Below are 18,008 nucleotides of genomic sequence, written 5' to 3'. Positions count from 1 at the left end.
ACCCACCCACAGAGTCAACAGCCATTTTCGCAAAACTGACATTTTTTTGTCCATCCGGGAAATACGCGAACCAAACGCCCGGAACTCCGGGGTTTTGATCGGCATTTCAATCGGCTACGCGTCGGCTGTGGGTTTTCCGCATCCCTTCCAGCCGGCCGGATTCCCAATTTCCCGGCCGGCGGGAAGAGAGAACACCTTCGATTTCTACAGGCCCGAGCCGGCCGCTCCGGAGGCCTGAGATGCGCGCGCCGCCCAGGCCATGCCGCGGCGGATGATCTCGGTCACCTGCGGGAGCTTGAGATCCTCGAGCGTATGCCCGATCGAGCAGTAGAACACCCTGCCCTTGTCCCAGCGGCGCTTCCACACCACCGGGATCACGGTGCCTTCGATCCACCAGAGGTGCTCGCCGGTGAAGGTCGTGGTCGCCAGCACCTCGTTGGAGGGATCGACCAGCATGTAATACTGCTCGGAATGAAGCCTGAAGCTCCGGATGCCGCTGACGATCGGATCGTCGGGCCGGGTGATGGTCACGTCATAGTCGACGAAATCATCGGACGGCACCGGATTGTCCGGCCAGCCCGGCGGATGGGCGACGAACTGGCCGCCGATCAGGAAGTGATAGCTCGGGTGATCCCGGAAGGCGTCGCCCATGTGGCCGTGCCATCCGGCGATCCCGCATCCCCCGGCGATCAGCTTGAGGAGCCCGAGTTCCTCCTCGCGGGTGATGTTGCCGAACTCGTCCTGATGCGCCGACCGCGCGCTCGACCAGATCGGAACGATCAGGTCGACGTCGGCCATGCCGTCGGGATCCGCGAGCGGCGCGAGCGTGTCGTGGACAACGACGTCGAACCCCTCCTGCCTGAGCAGTGCCTCGCACCAATCGCCAAAGCTGGTGGGCGCATGCCCTTCCCAGCCGCCGACAAACAGAGCCGCTTTCATCCTGGTCGTCCTTTCATGAATGCAAAGATCGAGGCCATGTCGCGCGCCCCGAACCCTGCCGCCCGCGCCGCGTCGAGCACCTCGAGCGTCTTCGCCGTCTGCGGCAGGGCGACTCCCAGCTCGTCGGCCAGCGCCAGCGCCAGCGTCACGTCCTTGCGGGCAAGATCGACCGTGAAGGAGACGTCCTGCCCGGCCTCATCGAGATAGAGCGCGCGGCGATAGCTTAGCATCGGCGCCGCGGCCGCCGAATTCTCGACCACGTCGAAGGCGTCAGTCTCCGCGATCCCCGCCCGTCCCGCCAGCGCCAGCGCCTCGGACACGGTCTGGTTCAGGCCATGGATGAGCATGTTCACCGCCAGCTTCATCACCGCGCCGGCGCCGGGCGTGCCCAGCCAGATCGTCTTGCGGCCGATCGCCCCGAACAGGTCCGCAAGCGCCGGATGCGCGTGCCCGGCGCAGCCGGCCATGATCAGCAGTTGCGCCTTCTCGGCGGCTCCGGTCGCGCCGGACACCGGCGCATCGACAAAGGACTTGCCGGCGCGCGTGGCGGCGGCGGCAAGCTCCCGGACCAGACCGGGGCTCATCGTCCCCATCTCGACCAGCAGTCCGGCGCCGGGGGTTTCGATCAGTCCCTCCGGCCCGAGATAGACCGCCCGGGCGGCCTCGTCATCGGCCAGCATCGTCACCACCATGTCGGTTCCCGACGCAAGCTCCCCGGGTCGACCGACAGCCCGGGCGCCGTGCGCCTTCGCGAAGGCGTCCGCTGCCCCCGCGCTGCGGTTCCAGACCGTAACGTCATGGCCGGCGCGCACGCAGTTGGCCGCCATGCGGCTGCCCATCCGCCCCAGACCTGCAAAGCCCAGCCTCACCTCAGGCAGCCCTGTCGCCGTTTGCGACAATGCCCGAGATCGCCTGCACCAGGGTGTCCTCGGTGACTTCCTCCGCTGTGAACTCCCGCATGATCCGGCCCTGGTACATCGCGATGATCCGATCGGAGACATGCAACACTTCCGGCATCTCCGAGGAGATCACGATCACCGCATAGCCCTGCCTGGCCAGGTCCCGGATCAGTTTGTGAATCTCCGATTTCGAGCCCACGTCGATGCCGCGCGTCGGCTCGTCGACGATCAGCACCTTGGGACGCATCGACAGCCACTTGCCGATGACGATCTTCTGCTGGTTGCCGCCCGACAGGTTGCCCACCAGTTGCCGCCAGTTTGGTGTCTTGATTTCGAGCTTGTCGCGGTAGTGATCGAAGATGGCGATCTCCGCGCCGTCGGAGACGAAGGGGCCTGCCGTCAGGTCGCCGACCTGCGGCAGGGTGATGTTGTCCCGGCAGTTCATCCCGAGCACCAGTCCCTGTTCCTTCCGGTTCTCCGGGACCAGCGAGATGCCGTTCTCGATCGCCGAGACCGGCGACGAAATCTTCACCTCCCTGCCGTCGAGATGGATCGCGCCCGCGCTCGGCGTGCGAAGCCCAAACAGGGTTTCGGCGATTTCGGTCCTCCCGGCGCCGACCAGGCCGTAGAACCCGACAACTTCGCCCGAATGGACCTTGAAGCTGATGTCGCTGAACAGGGCATCGCAGGAGAGGCCCCTGACTTCGAGGGCCACCGGCCCCAGATCCGGTGCTTCATGGTTCCTGCTCAAATCGAGGCTGCGGCCGATCATGAGCTGCGTCACCGCGTCCTCGTCGGTGTCCGCCGTGATCAGCGTGCCGCGATGACTGCCGTCGCGCAGCACGCTGATCCGGTCCGAGATGGTGAAGATCTCTTCCATCCGGTGGGAAATATAGACCACGCCGACGCCGCGCGCCTTGAGATCGCGGATGATGTCGAACAGCACGACCTTCTCGGCGTCGGTGAGCGAGGCCGTGGGTTCGTCGAACACCACAGTCTTGGCGTCCACCGTCAGGGCGCGGGCGATCTCGACCATCTGCTTGTTGGCGATCGACAGGTCGCCGACCGTCGCTTCGGGGCCGAACCGGCAATTCAGCCGCTCGAGGATGGCGCCCGCCTTGGCCAGCAGCGTCGGCCTGTCGACGAGGCCGAAGCGCTTGCGCGGCAATTCGCCCAGATAGATGTTTTCGGCGACCGACATCTCCTCCGCCAGGCTGAGCTCCTGGTGGATCAGCACCACGCCTTGGGCCTTCGCCTCGAGCGGCGTCCTCATAGTGACCTTCCGGCCCTCGATGAAGATCGCGCCTTCGTCGGGCTGATGCATGCCGGCGAGAACCTTCATCAGCGTGGACTTGCCAGCGCCGTTCTCGCCCAGGAGCGCATGGACCTCGCCCGGCAGCACTTCGAAGCTCACCCCGTCCAGCGCGCGCACGCCCGGAAAGGTCTTGACGATGCCCACGAGACGGAGCGCCGGTGTCTGCACACTCATATTCTGAGCTCCCCTTTGCCCTTGATGTTGAGCTGACGGTCCAGGAACAGCACCGCGATCAGGATCAGGCCGATCACCAGGTTAACGGTCTCGGTGTCGGCGCCGATATGGCCGAGCCCCTTGCGCAGCAGTTGAATGGCGATCACCCCGCCGAAGGTGTTGATGACCGACCCGCTGCCGCCGGTGAGCTTGGTGCCGCCCAGCACGACGGCGGTGATGGCCCAGAGTTCATAGAGTCCGCCGTCATTCGGGTTCACGGACCCGGAAGCGGAGTAGAACACCACCGCCGAGAGCGCGGTCAGAAAGCCGATCAGGATGAAGTTCCAGAGCATGTGCGGCCCGACCCGGATGCCGGCATTGACCGCGGCCTCCCGGTTGTCGCCGACCGCATAGGCGTTGCGGCCATGCACGGTCTTCGTCATCAGGAACCAGATCAGGACGGTGAGAAGGATGAACACTATCGCCGGAAATTCCAGGCCGAGGACGTTGGATTCGGCCAGGTCGACCAGGGTCCAGTTGAGCAGGAATGTCGGCTGCTCCCCATTGTACATGAAGACCAGACCGCGATAGCCGAGCATCGATCCGAGGGTGACGATGAAGGCGTCGACCCCGGTCTTCCAGACGATCAGCCCGTTGAGCGCGCCGAGCGCCACGCCGGTGAGCAGGGCTAGGCCCCAGGCGACCGGGATGACGCCCAGTTCCCCCAGGCCCTGGAATATCGGCCAGGTCTGGGAATCCAGCATCACGATGGCGCTGAGCGCGAAGATCGCGCCGACCGAAAGATCGATATTGCCGTTGATCATGATCACGGTCATGCCGAGCGCGATGATGCCGATGGGAGCCGACTGCTTGAGCAGCAGCAGCATGTTGTCGAGATCCATGAACTGCGTCTGCGACAGCGACAGGAACCGACCCGCCACAGAGAAAAAGACGAGTTCGAGGAGGATGAAGCCCCAGATGGCGCCGCGCTTGATCAGTTTGGTGCGGTTCGACGTGGTCATATCCGCCCCCTCAGGCAATCGGTGACAGCAGGCGGCCGCGCTTGGCGGCGATGTCGAGCCACACGGCAAGGATGATGATCAGCCAGGTGACGACGTACTGGACGTAGAACTCGAGGCCCACCAGCAGCAGCCCGTTCTGGATGAAGCCGAGAATGAGAACGCCGACGAGCGTCTTGAAGACCGTTCCGGACCCGCCGAGCAGCGACGCCCCGCCCAGGATGATGGCGGCGAGAACCTCGAGTTCCAGCCCCTGGCCCACCGTGTTCTGGCTGCCCATCGACCGGCTGGCCTGCAGCAGGCCGGCCACCGCCACGCAGAAGGACGAGATCAGGTAGGTCATCAGCACGACCCGCGGCCGGCGGATGCCGGAAAACGTCGCCGCCACGCCATTGCCGCCCACCGCATAGACCTTGCGCCCGAACGGCGTCTTGGCGAGCAGCACCGAGAGCAGGCAGGCCAGCCCCAGAAGCAGGATGATCGGGACCGGCACGCCGAGAACCGAGCCCTGGCCGAAGAAGCTGAACCAGGTGCCCGCCTTGTCGGCAATGTCCATGTTCTTGCCGCCCGAATAGGTGAGCGTCAGGCCGTGGATCGCCGAAAGCATGCCGAGCGTGACGATCAGCGAATTGAGCCTGAAATAGCCCACCAGCAGGCCGATCAGCCCACCAAGCGCCAGAGTCATGGCGAACATTACGGGGATGGCGAGCCCGGGGCCGATCTTGTCGTGCAGGTCGAGCACGACGATTGTCGAGAACGACATCATCGAGCCCACCGAAAGATCGAGATTGCCGCTGATGACGACAAAGGTCACGCCCAGCGCCATCACCCCCAGGATCGCCGAAGACCGGACCACGCCCAGCACATTGTCGACCGCGAGAAAGCGGTCATTGAGCAGCGCGAAGCCGATCATGAAAATCACGAATGCGACCAGGATGCCCTGGCGCGCCAGCAGCCTGCTGATCGCGTTCAGCCGTTCGTCCGCCATACTTCACTCCTCCCCGACATCCGGTCCCGTTGTCAGACCAGCGTCATGCCTCCGTCGATCATGACAATCTGCCCCGTCATGTAATCGCTTTCCTTCGACGCCAGAAAGGTCGTCGTGCCGGTGATGTCCGCCGGCGTCGCCACGCGGCCGCGCAGGATGTCGGCGGAGAACTCCTCGATCGCCTGCCCCTCGCGCTCGGACGCGCCGATCTCCATCAGGTCCTTGTCCAGTTGCCGCCACATTTCCGTGGCGACGACCCCGGGACCGAAGCCTGTCACCGTGATGTTGTGCTTGGCAAGATCGCGGGCCGCCGATTGCGTGAGCGACACCACCGCCCATTTCGAGGCGCAGTAGGGGGCGACATTGTCGAACCCCTGCCGGCTGGCGATCGAGGCGGTGTTGATGATCTTGCCGCCGCCGCCCTGGGCGATCATCTGCCTGGCCGCCTCCTGCATGCCGATGAGGACGCCGAGCCCGTTGACGTCCATGATGCTGCGCCAGTTGTCTTCGGTGACATCGAGGAAGTTCATCGGCTTGTTGATGCCGGCATTGTTGAACTTGACGTCGAGCTTGCCGAACACGCCGACTGCCTTGGCGATCATGGCGCGCACCTGGTCGCGCCGGCTCACATCCACTTCCGCCCAGGTGACCTTTGCGCCGGTCCGGGCGGCGCGCTCGCCATTGGCGTGGCTCACATCCTCGGCCATCCGGCCATTGATGTCGGCGAAGCAGACATCGCCGCCCTCATCCAGCAGCGCTTCGCCGATCGCGCGGCCAATTCCCTGCGCGGCGCCGGTCACGATGCATGACCGGCCGCTCAGGCGTCCCTTGGAAACACCAGCCATGCTTCCCTCCCGAATAGGCAATGAAGATCAGGCACAGGGCGGCCAGGCCCTGCGCCCCTTGGCAAGGACTCAGAAGACGGGCTTGGTGAAATCCGCCATGTTGTCCTGGGTGATCTTCGGCGTGTCGAAGTAGTTGAGGAACGGAACTTCGGTGCCGTTGAGCACATCGATCGCCGTCTTCAGCGCCGCCTTGGCGTCATCGACCGGCGACTGGTAGATCGATCCCCAGTATTCGCCGCGCTCCATGGCCTCGTAGCCGACGGCGAAATTGGTGGCGCCGACGAAGATGATGCCTTCGCGTCCGGCGGCCTTGGCGGCGTTCAGCGCGCCCACGCCCATGTTGTCGTCCCCGGCATAGACGCCGTCGATGTCGTCATACTTGACGAGGAAGGCTTCCATCACCTTCTGCGATTTTTCGCGGTTCCAGTCGCCGGGCTGGGTTTCGACCAGGGTCACGTCGGGGCAGACTTCGGGCAGCCGGTCCTCGAAGCCCTTGGCCCGCTCGATGGCCGTGGTGTAGCCGGGCTGGCCGGAAATCTGGACGACGCGGGCTTCCTTGTCGATGCCCATTTCCTTGAACTTGTCGCACATGATCTCGGCGGCGCGCGATCCTTGCGTGATGTTGTCCGGGCCAGAGAACGACTTGACGAACCCATGGCCTTCCTCGGCGATGTTCGAGTTGGTCACGATCACCGGAATGCCGGCCTGCTGCGCCTTGCGCACCGCCGGTATGACGGCCTTGCCGTTGGTCGGCCAGATGATGATCGCATCCACCTTCTGCTGGATGAGGTCTTCCATCTGGGCGATCTGGCGGGCGACATCGCCGCCGGCGTCCAGCACGACGGCCTCGACATCGGGATTGGCTTCGGCGGCTTCGATGAAGGCCTTTTCATAGGTGGTCTGGTAGCTGTCGACGCCGACATTGTTCTGCGTAATGCCGATGGTCATCTTCTCGGCGGCGGACGCCGAGCCTGCGATCGAGACAACTGCAATGGCTGTTGTGGCAGCCAGAATGGTGCGGAACTTCATTGTATTTTCCTCCCGGGGCGCAATTGCCCTCGTGTTTTCTCCTCACGACCCTGGCCTCTCCAAACCAAGGCTGTCGCCCGATACCTCAGGCGACCTCCGGCACAATGACCGAGTGCCGGCGGCGAGAGAGTCGATAATATATCCATTCTGAGAATTTTTATGTTCATATTGGATGTCTTGAGGCTGTCGGCAGTCTCTCAAATTGAACATTTTGGCGGAGGTCAACATGACAAGCCCGAAAAGACCGCATTCGAAGGACCGCGAAGACCATCTTCGCGGGGGGAGAGAGGCAGGGGTTTATCACATGGGAGGTTCAAGCGCGCATACCTTGGCGTCATCGCCACAGGCAAAAACCGAGATTCTTCAGGCGATTTCGTTCCTGAAGGATTTTGACGACGAGCTCGAAGGCGTCGTCGACGTTTATGCGCCGAATCCGTATTTCCGCATGTCACTTCACCTGATCCGCAGTCACCTCGAAGCCAAGACCGTCACGCCCACCTCGCTGATCGGCGCCGCGGGCGTTCCCTATGCGACCGCGGCGCGGCGCGTCAAGGAGATGATCGCCGCGGGACTGGTCGAGCAGCGGCCGCGCACCCGCACGGGCAAGACCTTTTCCATCCATCCCAGCGAGAAGCTTCTCGACTCGTGGATGCAACTGACCGGCCGCCTGAAACGGCTGGCGCAGAAGAACTTCGAGATCGGCGAGAGGCGCGCCGAGGCGAGCGACTATTATTTCGGCAGTTCCTACATGTCGGCCAGGTCGATCCCGCCGCTCCAGGTGCTTCCCGAGCCGCTCAAGCTTTCCGGCGGGGTGCGCGTGCTGGTCCATGGCGATCCGACCTTCATGGTCATGGAAGCGCTCAAGCGGCAGTTCGAGCACGCGCTCGGCGCCCAGATTCATCAGCGCGCATTCTCGATCGACCGCTTGCGCGAAGAGATCCAGCGCAACGCCGAGCGCAAGTCGAGCCGCTACGACATCATCGCCGTCGACCTGCCATGGATCGGCGAGCTCGTCGAAAAGGGCATCCTGATGCCCCTGGACCAGGCGCTCGACCCGGAGCGGCTTGACCCCGCCGATTTCCACACGGCGGGTTGGAAAGCCACGCATTGGGGCGGCCGCGCCTATGGCGTGCCGGCCCAGACCACGCCGGAGCTGCTGTTCTATCGCAAGGACCTGTTCGCCGAAGCCGGCCTCGAGCCGCCGACCACCACCGGCGAGCTGCTGGATGCCGCCAGGCAGCTTCACGATCCCGCGCACGGCCGCTACGGCATTGCCTGGAACGCCGCGCGCGGCACCGCGCTCGGTCACACCTTCCTGATGACGCTTGCCGATTTCGGCCAGCCGGTCCTTGACCTTGCAAGGGTCGCCGGCGGGTTTGACACCGACCATCTCGACCGCGCCCCCTATCGCGCCCGCATCGACACCGAGGCCGGACTGGCCGCGGCCGACTATCTGATGGCGCTGCTCGAATATTCGCCCCCCTACATCCTCTCGATGTCCTGGTACGAGCGGGTGCGTCCCTATGCGGCGGGACAGATCGCCATGGCCTATGGCTACACCCTGCTCGCGCCCTATTTCGAACTCGACCCGGCCTCCCCCGCCCACGGGCAGACCGGCTACGTGCCCCATCCCTACGGGCCGGGCGGATCGCCGATCGCGCCGGTCGGCGGCTATGCCATGGCAATCCCCGCCAATATCGCGCCGGAGCGGATTGCGGCGGCAGCCGATGCCCTGATCATGTTCACCTCGCCCGAGGCGCAGAAGCTCTACATCCAGAACGGCAGCCGCACCAATCCGCGCTATTCGGTCAGCGCCGACCCCGAGGTCCGTCGCTCGTCGCCGATCTTCGAGGCGGTCGACGGCATGTCCTGGCGCGACGAGCTGCAGTTCTGGCCGCGCCCGCCGGTCCCCGAAATCAGCGACATCATCCGCATCTGCGGCGAGGAACTGCACGACATGCTGCGCGGCCTCATCACACCGCGAGAAGCCCTGCGCAAGGCACAGGCCCGCGCCGATTCAATCATCAAAGACAACAGCGATTAGCTTACCGAGGAGGACATCATGGATCCCACCCGCCTGAAAGGCAAAAACATACTCATCACCGGCGCCGCCCGCGGGATGGGCGCGGCTAATGCCCTCTGCTTTGCCCGGCAGGGCGCTAATGTCTGCCTAGGCGATCTCGACCTCGATGAGGCCGCCAAGGTTGCCGACCAGATCAATGCGGACGGCAATGGCAGGGCGATCGCGGTGCGGATGGATGTCACCCGACGCGAGGACAACAAGGCCGCGGTCGCAGCCACCGTGGAAGCGTTCGGCTCGATCAATGTCGGCCTGTTCAACGCCGGCCTGAACAAGCCCCGTTTCTTCATGGACATCGACGAGGACAACTGGGACCTGATCATGAATGTCAACACCAAGGCCATGTGGCTCGGTATGCAGGAGACCGCCAGGCAGATGATCGCCCAGGGGCCGATGGAAGGCCATCCCTACAAGATCATCAATGTCGGCTCGATCGCCTCGCGCAAGCCGCTGGTCGACGTGACCGTCTACTGCACCTCGAAATATGGCTGCCTGGCGCTGACCCATTGCGGCGCGGTGGCGCTGGGCGAGCACAACATCACCGTCAACGGCTACGCGCCGGGCGTGGTGGTGACGCCGCTCTGGGAACAGCTCGACAAGGATCTCGTCGAGATCGGCTTCAAGCAGCGCGCCGGCCAGGCCTACGAGGACATCGCCAACAACGAGCTGGTGATCAAGCGGGTGTCCTATCCCGACGACATCACCGGCACCGCCTCCTTCCTTGCCAGCGACGACAGCGACTACATGACCGGCCAGATGATCCACATCGATGGCGGCTGGTGCATTCAGTAAGCCAAGACTAACCAAACCACCGAACCAGACCGAAACCGGGTGCGCAGGATCGCACCCAAGGAGAAAGCCATGTCCCGCGCGCTCATGCCCAACCTGTTGACCCCCCAGGACACGGAGCCCCACTGGAAATGGGAGGGCCGGCTGCCGGCCTGGGGTCACACCAGCGTCGACTTCGAGCGCCGGGTGGATCACGACCGGCTGCGCCGCTACCGGCTGGGCCGGACGGTCGAGGCCCTGAAGAAGTCGGGATGCGGCTCGCTGCTGCTCTTCGACGTCAACAACATCCGCTATGTCTCGGCCACCAAGATCGGCGAATGGGAGCGCGACAAGATGTGCCGCTTCTGCCTGCTGACCGGCGACGAGGCGCCCTATGTCTGGGATTTCGGCTCCGCCGCCGTCCACCACAAGAAATACGCCGACTGGCTGGTCGACGAGCACTGCCGCGCCGGCGTCGTCGGCATGCGCGGCACCATCCCGCCGTCCTTCGGCCTGATGAAGCGCTATGCCGAGGAAATCGCCGGCCTGATCCGCGACGCCGGCATGATCGACATGCCGGTGGGCGTCGACTACGCAGAGACCGCGATGTTCTTTGCGCTCAAGGAAGCCGGCATCAATGTCGTCGACGGCCAGCAGATCATGCTCGGCGCCCGCGAGATCAAGAACTGGGACGAGATCCAGCTCCTGACCCAGGCCGCCTCCATGGTCGATGGCGTCTATCACATGATCTACGAGGAGCTCAAACCCGGCATCCGCGAGAACGACATCGTCGCCATGTCCAACAAGCTGCTCTATGAAATGGGCTCGGACGATGTCGAGGCGATCAACGCCATTTCCGGCGAGCGCTGCAATCCGCATCCGCACAATTTCACCGACCGGCTGTTCCGGCCCGGCGACCAGGCCTTCTTCGACATCCTGCAGTCCTATCAGGGCTACCGCACCTGCTACTACCGCACCTTCAACATCGGCATGTCGACGCCGTCGCAGCGCGACGCCTATGTCAAGGCGCGCGAGTGGATCGACGCCTCGATCCAGGCGATCAAGCCCGGCGTGACCACCGACCAGGTCGCCAAGCTCTGGCCCAAGGCCGAGCAATTCGGCTTCCCCGACGAACTGAGCGCCTTCGGCCTGCAGTTCGGCCACGGCCTGGGTCTCGCCCTGCACGAGCGGCCGATCATCAGCCGCGCCGTCAGCCTCGACAATCCGATGGAGATCCAGACCGGCATGGTGTTCGCGCTCGAGACCTATTGCCCGGCCAGTGACGGCTTTTCCGCCGCCCGGATCGAGGAGGAGGTGGTGGTCACCGACACCGGCTGCGAAGTCATCAGCCTGTTTCCGGCGCAGGAACTGCCGATCGCCAACCGCTACTGACCCGGATGGCCCGGCCCCTCGCCGGCCGGGCTTTCCCCCGCATCAATGGAGCCAGACCGATGAGCGCTGCCAAGAAAGACAAGTCGAACCGGGAAGACTACCTCAGAATGTACCGGCAGATGGTGCGGATCCGCGCCTTCGAGGACAACGCCAACCAGCTCTATCTGTCTGCCAAGATGCCCGGCCTCACCCACATGTATTCCGGCCAGGAGGCGGTCGCCGTCGGCATCTGCGAGGCACTGACGCCCGACGACAAGATCACCTCCACCCATCGCGGCCACGGCCATTGCGTGGCCAAGGGCGCGGAGTTCAAGCAGATGTTCTGCGAGCTTCTCGGCAAGGAGGAAGGCTATTGCCGCGGCAAGGGCGGCTCCATGCACATCGCCGACCAGGCCAACGGCAATCTCGGCGCCAATGCGATCGTCGGCGGATCCATGGGCATTGCCACCGGCGCGGCGCTCTCGGCCAAGCGGCTCGGCAAGACCGACGTCACGGTCTGCTTCTTCGGCGACGGGGCCACCGCGCAGGGGCTGCTCTACGAGGTCATGAACATGGCCGCGCTCTGGAACCTGCCGGTGATCTATGCCTGCGAGAACAACGGCTACAGCGAATACACCCGCACCGACGAGATCGCCGCGGGCTCGATCACCGCCCGCGCCGAGGCCTTCGGCATCGAAAGCCACACCGTCGACGGCCAGGATGTGCTCGCCGTCAACAAGCTCGCCACCGATCTTGTCGCCCGCGCCCGCAAGGGCGAGGGCCCGTTCTTCATCGAGCTCATGACCTACCGCTATCACGGCCACCACGTGGGCGACATCAACCGCGAATATTACCGCCGCAAGGACGAGGAGGCCGAGTGGAAGACCGATCGCGACCCGATCACCAATTTCGGCAGATGGCTCGAAGAGCAGAAGATCGCCACCGCGGACGAACTGGCCGGCATCACCACCGGGATCAGGGCGGAAGCGGAAGCAGCCGTCGCCTACGCCGAGAAGGCGCCCTACCCCTCCGTCACCGAAGTGGACATGCACGTGTTCGCATCCAATGCCGCTTAGGAGCAAACCATCATGCGCGAGATAACGCTCTCAAAGGCCGTCAACGAGGCCATCGCCGAGGAAATGCGGCGCGATCCGACGGTTTTCGTCATCGGCGAGGATGTCGCCGAGGCGGGCACGCCCTTCAAGGTTCTGGCCGGTCTGGTCGAGGAATTCGGCACCGGCCGCGTCATCGACACGCCGATCGCCGAGCCCGGCTTCATGGGCATCGCCGTGGGCGCCGCCATGACCGGCAGCCGGCCGATCGTCGACCTGATGTTCGGCGACTTCCTCTATCTGGTGATGGACCAGCTCTGCAACCAGGCCGCCAAGACGCACTACATGTCGGGCGGCAAGCTGAGCGTGCCCCTGGTGCTGCGCACCAATCTCGGCGCCACCCGCCGCTCCGCCGCCCAGCACTCGCAGTCGCTGCACGCCCTCGTCGCCCACATCCCGGGTCTCAAGGTGGCCATGCCCTCCTCGGCCTACGAAGCCAAGGGGCTGATGAAGACCGCCATCCGGGACAACAACCCGGTGGTCATCTTCGAGGACAAGCTGATGTACAACGACAAGGCGCCGGTGCCGGAGGAGGAATACCTCATCCCGTTCGGCGAGGCGGCCATCTTGAGACAGGGCAGCGACATCACCATGGTCGCCACCTCCTCGATGGTGCAGGTGGCGCTCGCCGCCGCCGAACGCCTGGCGAAGGAAGGCATCTCCGCCGAGGTCATCGATCCGCGCACCATCGTGCCGCTCGACGAGGACACCATCCTCGCCTCCGTCCGCAAGACCTCGCGCGCCATCGTCATCGACGAGGGCCACCAGAGCTACGGAATCACCGGCGAGATCGCCAGCCGCATCTCGGACAAGGCGTTCTACCATCTCGATGCGCCGGTGCAGCGCATGGGCGCGATGGATGTGCCGGTGCCCTTCTCGCCCGTGTTGGAGGACATCACCGTGCCGACCGCCGAGACCGTGGCGGAACGGGCCCGCCGGACGCTTCGCGGGGACCTGTTCCATGCCGCATGACGTCATCATGCCCGCCCTGGGAATGGCCCAGGACACCGGCAGGATCGTCGCCTGGCTCAAGCAGCCGGGTGATCCGGTCAGGATCGGGGACGCCCTCATGGAGGTCGAGACCGACAAGGCGACGATGGAAGTCGAGGCCCAAGCCGACGGGTTCCTGACCGGCATCACGGCCCGCGCCGGCGAGGACGTTCCCGTGGGCAAGGCGGTCGCGACGATCTCCGAAAGCGCCGGCGACATCCCGGCCGCCTCGCCGGCCGCGGCAGGGCAGGCGCGGAACCCGGCGCCCTCCGGCTCCGAGCTGCCCGAGGGCAAATCGGTCATCATGCCGGCGCTCGGCATGGCGCAGGACACCGGCCTGATCGTCGCCTGGCGCAAGGCGCCCGGCGACCGCGTTGCTGCCGGCGATGTGCTGCTCGAAGTGGAAACCGACAAGTCCGTGATGGAGGTCGAGGCCGGCCATGACGGCTTCGTCGCGGCGATCCTGGCGCAGGCGAAAGAGGCCGTGCCCGTGGGCAGCGTGATCGCCATCATTTCCGACGCCTCGCCCGAAAACCCGGTGTCGCGCAGCCTTGCCTCAACGCCCGGTCCGGCCGAAAAGCCGGCCCCCGAAACACCCGTCCCTGCATCGGATGCCCCACCGCAGCCGGTGGCGTCCGTCGCGCCGCGCCCGGCTCCGGGACCCTCCCTAAGCCCCGCCCCCGGACTGGCTGCTTCCGGCGGACGCATCCTCGCCTCGCCCAAGGCCCGGCGTCTTGCCCGTGAACAGGGCCTCGACCTCTCCCGCCTGGTCGAGCACGGCGTCGCCCAGCCGTTCCATGTCGCCGATCTCGAGACCTTGCGCGCGCTTGCGCCTGTGGCGCCTGCCGGCAAGCCGGAAGCCCCGGCCGCAGTCGCGCTGCACATCTCCGCGCGCGTTTCCACCAGCGGATGCGACGAGTTCGTCCGGTGGTTTGCCGAGGACGGCAAGATCGAGATGGAGCCGGCCGCGCTCTGGTTGAGCTTCGCCGCGGCCGCCCTGCGCGCCACAAGGAACACGCAGTCCGGACCTCTGGTGATCGGCCTCGACAGGCCAGGCTCGGACCGGGCGCAGTATGCCGATCCCGACCGGACGAGGCTGTCGCACCCCCGGGAAGCCGATCCCGACGCATCAGCCGACCTGATCCTGCGCGATCTGAGCGGCAGCCTGCTGACCGCGGTCCGCCTGACCGCGGGCGAAAGCCCGGTCCTGACCATCAGCCGCGACGACAGCGCCTATGTGCTCGGCCTCGACTTCATGGCGACGCAGCTCGCCGAAAAAGACGCGATCCTGTTCGTCACCGACTTCGCCGGGCGCCTGCAGCAGCCGCTCCGCCACATCCTCTGACCGGGAGAACCCCATGGACCATACACAGCTCTACATCAACGGCGAATGGCGCGAGGGCGCGGCAGGCGCGCGCATCGATGTCATCAATCCCGCCACCGTGGAAGTGCTGGCATCGGTCGCTTCGGCGGAAATCGAGGATGCGGACGCCGCCCTCGAGGCGGCCCAGGCCGCTTTTTCCGACTGGGCGGGCCGCAAGCCGCGCGAACGCTCGGAAATCCTGCGCAAGGCCTGGGAACTGATGACGGCGCGGCGCGAGGATTTCGCCCGGCTGATCACGCTGGAAAACGGCAAGGCCCACGCCGATGCGATCGGCGAAGCGACCTATGCCGCCGAGTTCTTTCGCTGGTTCGCGGAGGAGGCCGTGCGCTCCGACGGCATGGTTGCCCACGCGCCCGCCTCCGGCGCCCGCATCATCGTCCAGCACAAGCCGGCCGGCATCGCCGTGCTGGTCACGCCCTGGAACTATCCCGCCGCCATGGGCACCCGCAAGATCGCCCCGGCGCTCGCCGCCGGCTGCCCGGTCATCATCAAGCCCGCCTCGGAGACACCCCTGACGATGCTGGCGTTGATGCCGCTGCTGGAGGAGGCAGGTGTTCCCAAGGGGCTCGTCAATGTGCTGCCGTCCAGGAACTCGGGCCGGCTCGTCGACCACATGCTGCACGATCCGCGCGTCCGCGTGATCTCCTTCACCGGCTCCACCGACGTGGGCCGCAAGCTTCTGCATTCGGCGGCCGACCAGGTGCTCAAGCCCGCGATGGAACTGGGCGGCAACGCACCGCTGATCGTCTTCGAGGACGCCGATATCGACACCGCGGTCGAGGGCGCCATGCTCGCCAAGATGCGCAATCTCGGCGAGGCCTGCACGGCGGCCAACCGCTTCTATATCCATGAGCGGATCGCGCCTGCCTTCACCGAAAAATTCACCCGCGCCATGGCCGCGCTGAAGATGGGCAACGGCATCGAGAAGGGCATCGATGTCGGCCCCCTGGTCAACGCCGCCACGCGCGACAAGGTCGCGGCCTTTGTCGACGATGCGGTGGCCCAGGGCGCCAGGGTCGAGCTCGGCGGGACCCGCCCGGGCGGCGTGGGCTACTTTTACCCGCCCACCGTCCTGTCCGGCGTGCCCGAAACCGCCGATTGCGTCCGTGACGAGATCTTCGGTCCGGTCGCGGCCCTCCAGACCTTCTCCGATGAGGAAGACGTCATCCGTCGCGCCAACGACACCGAATACGGCCTCGTCGCCTATGTGTTTTGCGGCGACATGAAACGCGCCCTGCGCGTCTGCGAGCGGCTCGACTACGGCATGGTCGGCCTCAACCGCGGCCTCGTTTCCGATCCCGCCGCCCCCTTCGGCGGAGTCAAGCAGTCGGGCCTTGGCCGCGAGGGCGGGCACGAGGGCATGCTGGAATTCATGGAAACCCAATACATCTCGGCAGAGTGGTGAGATGGGCACGGAAACCTATATCGCCAGCCCTTCGGTCGTCGCCTATGCCGGGCGCAATCGGGTCGACCTGTCCGATGTCGCGCGCGCGTCCGGTCGGCTGACGCTCGCCAAGGAGGACGTGGACCATCATCTCAACGGCGGAACCGCCGCAGGAGCCCCCATGCCAGCAGTGGAAAAATACTGGGATGTCGATCATGCGGCCTTCGGCCCGGTGAGCCGCGAGCCGCTGTCGCGCCTGGCGCGGGTGGCGAGCGCGAACCTCGCCGCCGCCAACGCCATGATTCCGCAGGTAACCCATCACGACCGGGCCGACATGCGCCGGCTCGAGGCCTTCCGCGCCTCCCTCAAACCCGAGGCCGCGCGGCGCGGCGTGCGGCTGACGGCACTCGCCTTTCACGTCAAGGCGCTCGCACTCTGCCTTCGGGACTTCCCCCGGTTCAACGCCTCGCTGTCAGCGGACGGGGACACGCTCATTCTCAAGCACTATGTCCATATCGGCATCGCCGTCGACACGCCGCAGGGCCTGATGGTCCCGGTGATCCGCGACGCGGACAATAAGGGCCTGTGGCGGATCGCGGCCGACATCGCCGATCTGGCCGCGCGAGCGCAGGCGCGCAAGATCCGGCCGGACGAGATGGGCGGCGCCTCGATGTCGATCTCCAATTTGGGCGGCATCGGCGGCACGGCGTTCACACCGATCGTCAATCCGCCCGAACTTGCCATTCTCGGCATCACCCGCACGGAGACCGTTCCGGTCTGGGAGAACGAGAGCTGGCAGCCGGTGCCGATGACGCCGCTCGATCTCTCCTACGATCACCGGGTGATCAATGGCGCCGACGCGGCCCGTTTCCTGGCGCACCACGCCCGGCTTCTGGCCGATCCGCGCCGCATGGTGGCCTGATCGATGAGCCTCGCCATCGACCTTTCCGGACAGATCGCGCTCGTCACCGGCTGCAAGCGCGGCATCGGTCTCGCCATCTGCGAGACGCTGGCGGAGGCCGGCGCCGACATCATCGGCGTCAGCGCCTCGCTCGAAGCGCAGGGCAGTGCTGCGGAGGCTGCGGTCCGCTCCGCCGGACGGGAGTTCACGGCCCGCCGGTGCGATTTCTCCGACCGTGACGCGACGCTCGCCTTCGCCGCCGAGATGGAGGCGCGCGACGACATCTCCATCCTGGTCAACAATGCCGGTACGATCCGCCGGGCGCCCGCTGCGACCCATCCGCTTCAGGATTGGGACCACGTCCAGGCCGTCAATTGCGACGCCCCGTTCATCCTCACCCAGGCGCTGGGTCGGTCCATGCTCAAGCGCGGATCCGGCAGGATTGTCTTTGTGGCCTCCGTGCTGAGTTTCCAGGGCGGCATCAACGTGCCGGGCTATGCGGCCAGCAAGGGGGCGATTGCCCAGATGGTGCGGGCGTTTTCCAACGAATGGGCGGCCAGGGGCATCAATGTGAACGGCATCGCGCCGGGCTACATCGCCACCGACAACACCGCGGCACTGCAGGCCGATCCCGATCGCACCCGCGCCTTGATGCAGCGCATTCCGGTCAACCGCTGGGGAACTCCCGAGGAGATCGCCGGGCCGATCGCCTTTCTGTGCAGCGACCTGGCGCGCTTCATCCACGGCGCGATCCTGCCCGCCGATGGCGGCTGGATGTCGAGATAGGGGACGTCCGCGGCCGTTGTCGATTGACGCCGCCGCCGCGCGATC

Annotated in this window: 17 protein-coding genes; 10 read left to right on the top strand and 7 right to left on the bottom strand. The window is 65.6% G+C overall.

What is annotated here, in order from left to right; genetic code table 11:
* Nucleotides 1-238 (top strand): hypothetical protein (locus LL06_RS28105; protein WP_210165719.1); only part of this gene is annotated, 238 nt, incomplete at its 5' end.
* On the opposite strand, the gene LL06_RS11025 is transcribed toward LL06_RS28105, so the two are convergent.
* The 7 genes from LL06_RS11025 to LL06_RS10995 form a co-directional block, all read right to left on the bottom strand.
* Complete coding sequence (locus tag LL06_RS11025; RefSeq protein WP_035526083.1) at nt 205-939, bottom strand: ThuA domain-containing protein; 735 nt, start codon at nt 937-939, stop codon at nt 205-207. The genes LL06_RS28105 and LL06_RS11025 overlap by 34 nt on opposite strands.
* On the bottom strand, nt 936-1,808 hold the full coding sequence (locus tag LL06_RS11020) for an NAD(P)-dependent oxidoreductase (protein WP_052161426.1): 873 nt from the start codon (nt 1,806-1,808) through the stop codon (nt 936-938). Before LL06_RS11020 ends, LL06_RS11025 begins: the two co-directional genes overlap by 4 nt.
* 1 nt (nt 1,809) lies before the next feature.
* Entirely contained in the window at nt 1,810-3,327 is a 1,518-nt protein-coding gene (locus LL06_RS11015) for a sugar ABC transporter ATP-binding protein (RefSeq protein ID WP_035526075.1), read from the bottom strand.
* Nucleotides 3,324-4,328 carry an ABC transporter permease gene (locus LL06_RS11010; protein WP_035526072.1) on the bottom strand — a complete coding sequence of 335 codons (1,005 nt, stop codon included), beginning with the start codon at nt 4,326-4,328 and terminating at the stop codon, nt 3,324-3,326. Before LL06_RS11010 ends, LL06_RS11015 begins: the two co-directional genes overlap by 4 nt.
* Before the next feature lie 10 nt (nt 4,329-4,338).
* A complete protein-coding gene (locus LL06_RS11005; RefSeq protein WP_035526070.1) occupies nt 4,339-5,313 on the bottom strand; it encodes an ABC transporter permease in 975 nt (324 codons plus the stop codon).
* A gap of 32 nt (nt 5,314-5,345) precedes the next feature.
* The gene (locus LL06_RS11000; protein WP_035526067.1) at nt 5,346-6,158 is read right to left on the bottom strand and encodes an SDR family oxidoreductase; all 813 of its coding nucleotides are present in this window, start codon (nt 6,156-6,158) and stop codon (nt 5,346-5,348) included.
* A 69-nt stretch (nt 6,159-6,227) separates the two neighbouring features.
* Nucleotides 6,228-7,187 carry a sugar ABC transporter substrate-binding protein gene (locus tag LL06_RS10995; protein WP_035526064.1) on the bottom strand — a complete coding sequence of 320 codons (960 nt, stop codon included), beginning with the start codon at nt 7,185-7,187 and terminating at the stop codon, nt 6,228-6,230.
* A gap of 328 nt (nt 7,188-7,515) precedes the next feature.
* Here LL06_RS10995 and LL06_RS10990 point away from each other — a divergent pair, with 328 nt between their 5' ends.
* The 9 genes from LL06_RS10990 to LL06_RS10950 all read left to right on the top strand — a co-directional run bounded on the left by LL06_RS10990 (nt 7,516) and on the right by LL06_RS10950 (nt 17,963).
* The gene (locus LL06_RS10990) at nt 7,516-9,231 is read left to right on the top strand and encodes an extracellular solute-binding protein (RefSeq protein WP_244447099.1); all 1,716 of its coding nucleotides are present in this window, start codon (nt 7,516-7,518) and stop codon (nt 9,229-9,231) included.
* Between the two features lie 18 nt (nt 9,232-9,249).
* Complete coding sequence (locus LL06_RS10985) at nt 9,250-10,059, top strand: SDR family oxidoreductase (protein WP_035526061.1); 810 nt, start codon at nt 9,250-9,252, stop codon at nt 10,057-10,059.
* A 69-nt stretch (nt 10,060-10,128) separates the two neighbouring features.
* On the top strand, nt 10,129-11,427 hold the full coding sequence (locus tag LL06_RS10980; protein ID WP_035526057.1) for a Xaa-Pro peptidase family protein: 1,299 nt from the start codon (nt 10,129-10,131) through the stop codon (nt 11,425-11,427).
* A 59-nt stretch (nt 11,428-11,486) separates the two neighbouring features.
* Nucleotides 11,487-12,482 carry a thiamine pyrophosphate-dependent dehydrogenase E1 component subunit alpha gene (locus tag LL06_RS10975; RefSeq protein ID WP_035526054.1) on the top strand — a complete coding sequence of 332 codons (996 nt, stop codon included), beginning with the start codon at nt 11,487-11,489 and terminating at the stop codon, nt 12,480-12,482.
* Between the two features lie 12 nt (nt 12,483-12,494).
* The gene (locus LL06_RS10970; protein WP_035526051.1) at nt 12,495-13,490 is read left to right on the top strand and encodes an alpha-ketoacid dehydrogenase subunit beta; all 996 of its coding nucleotides are present in this window, start codon (nt 12,495-12,497) and stop codon (nt 13,488-13,490) included.
* Nucleotides 13,480-14,853, top strand: a complete 1,374-nt coding sequence (locus tag LL06_RS10965; protein ID WP_035526048.1) for a biotin/lipoyl-containing protein — start codon at nt 13,480-13,482, stop codon at nt 14,851-14,853. The genes LL06_RS10970 and LL06_RS10965 overlap by 11 nt, the downstream gene beginning before the upstream one ends.
* 13 nt (nt 14,854-14,866) lie before the next feature.
* Entirely contained in the window at nt 14,867-16,297 is a 1,431-nt protein-coding gene (locus LL06_RS10960; protein WP_035526045.1) for an NAD-dependent succinate-semialdehyde dehydrogenase, read from the top strand.
* A 1-nt stretch (nt 16,298) separates the two neighbouring features.
* The gene (locus tag LL06_RS10955) at nt 16,299-17,198 is read left to right on the top strand and encodes a 2-oxo acid dehydrogenase subunit E2 (protein ID WP_052161425.1); all 900 of its coding nucleotides are present in this window, start codon (nt 16,299-16,301) and stop codon (nt 17,196-17,198) included.
* 3 nt (nt 17,199-17,201) lie between these two features.
* Nucleotides 17,202-17,963 carry an SDR family oxidoreductase gene (locus tag LL06_RS10950; protein WP_035526042.1) on the top strand — a complete coding sequence of 254 codons (762 nt, stop codon included), beginning with the start codon at nt 17,202-17,204 and terminating at the stop codon, nt 17,961-17,963.
* Nucleotides 17,964-18,008: the final 45 nt, after the last annotated feature.

Source organism: Hoeflea sp. BAL378 (assembly GCF_000759435.1).
GTDB lineage: Bacteria > Pseudomonadota > Alphaproteobacteria > Rhizobiales > Rhizobiaceae > Hoeflea.
Note: the sequence above shows the minus strand (reverse complement) of the source record. Positions and strands in the feature narration are given on the sequence as shown.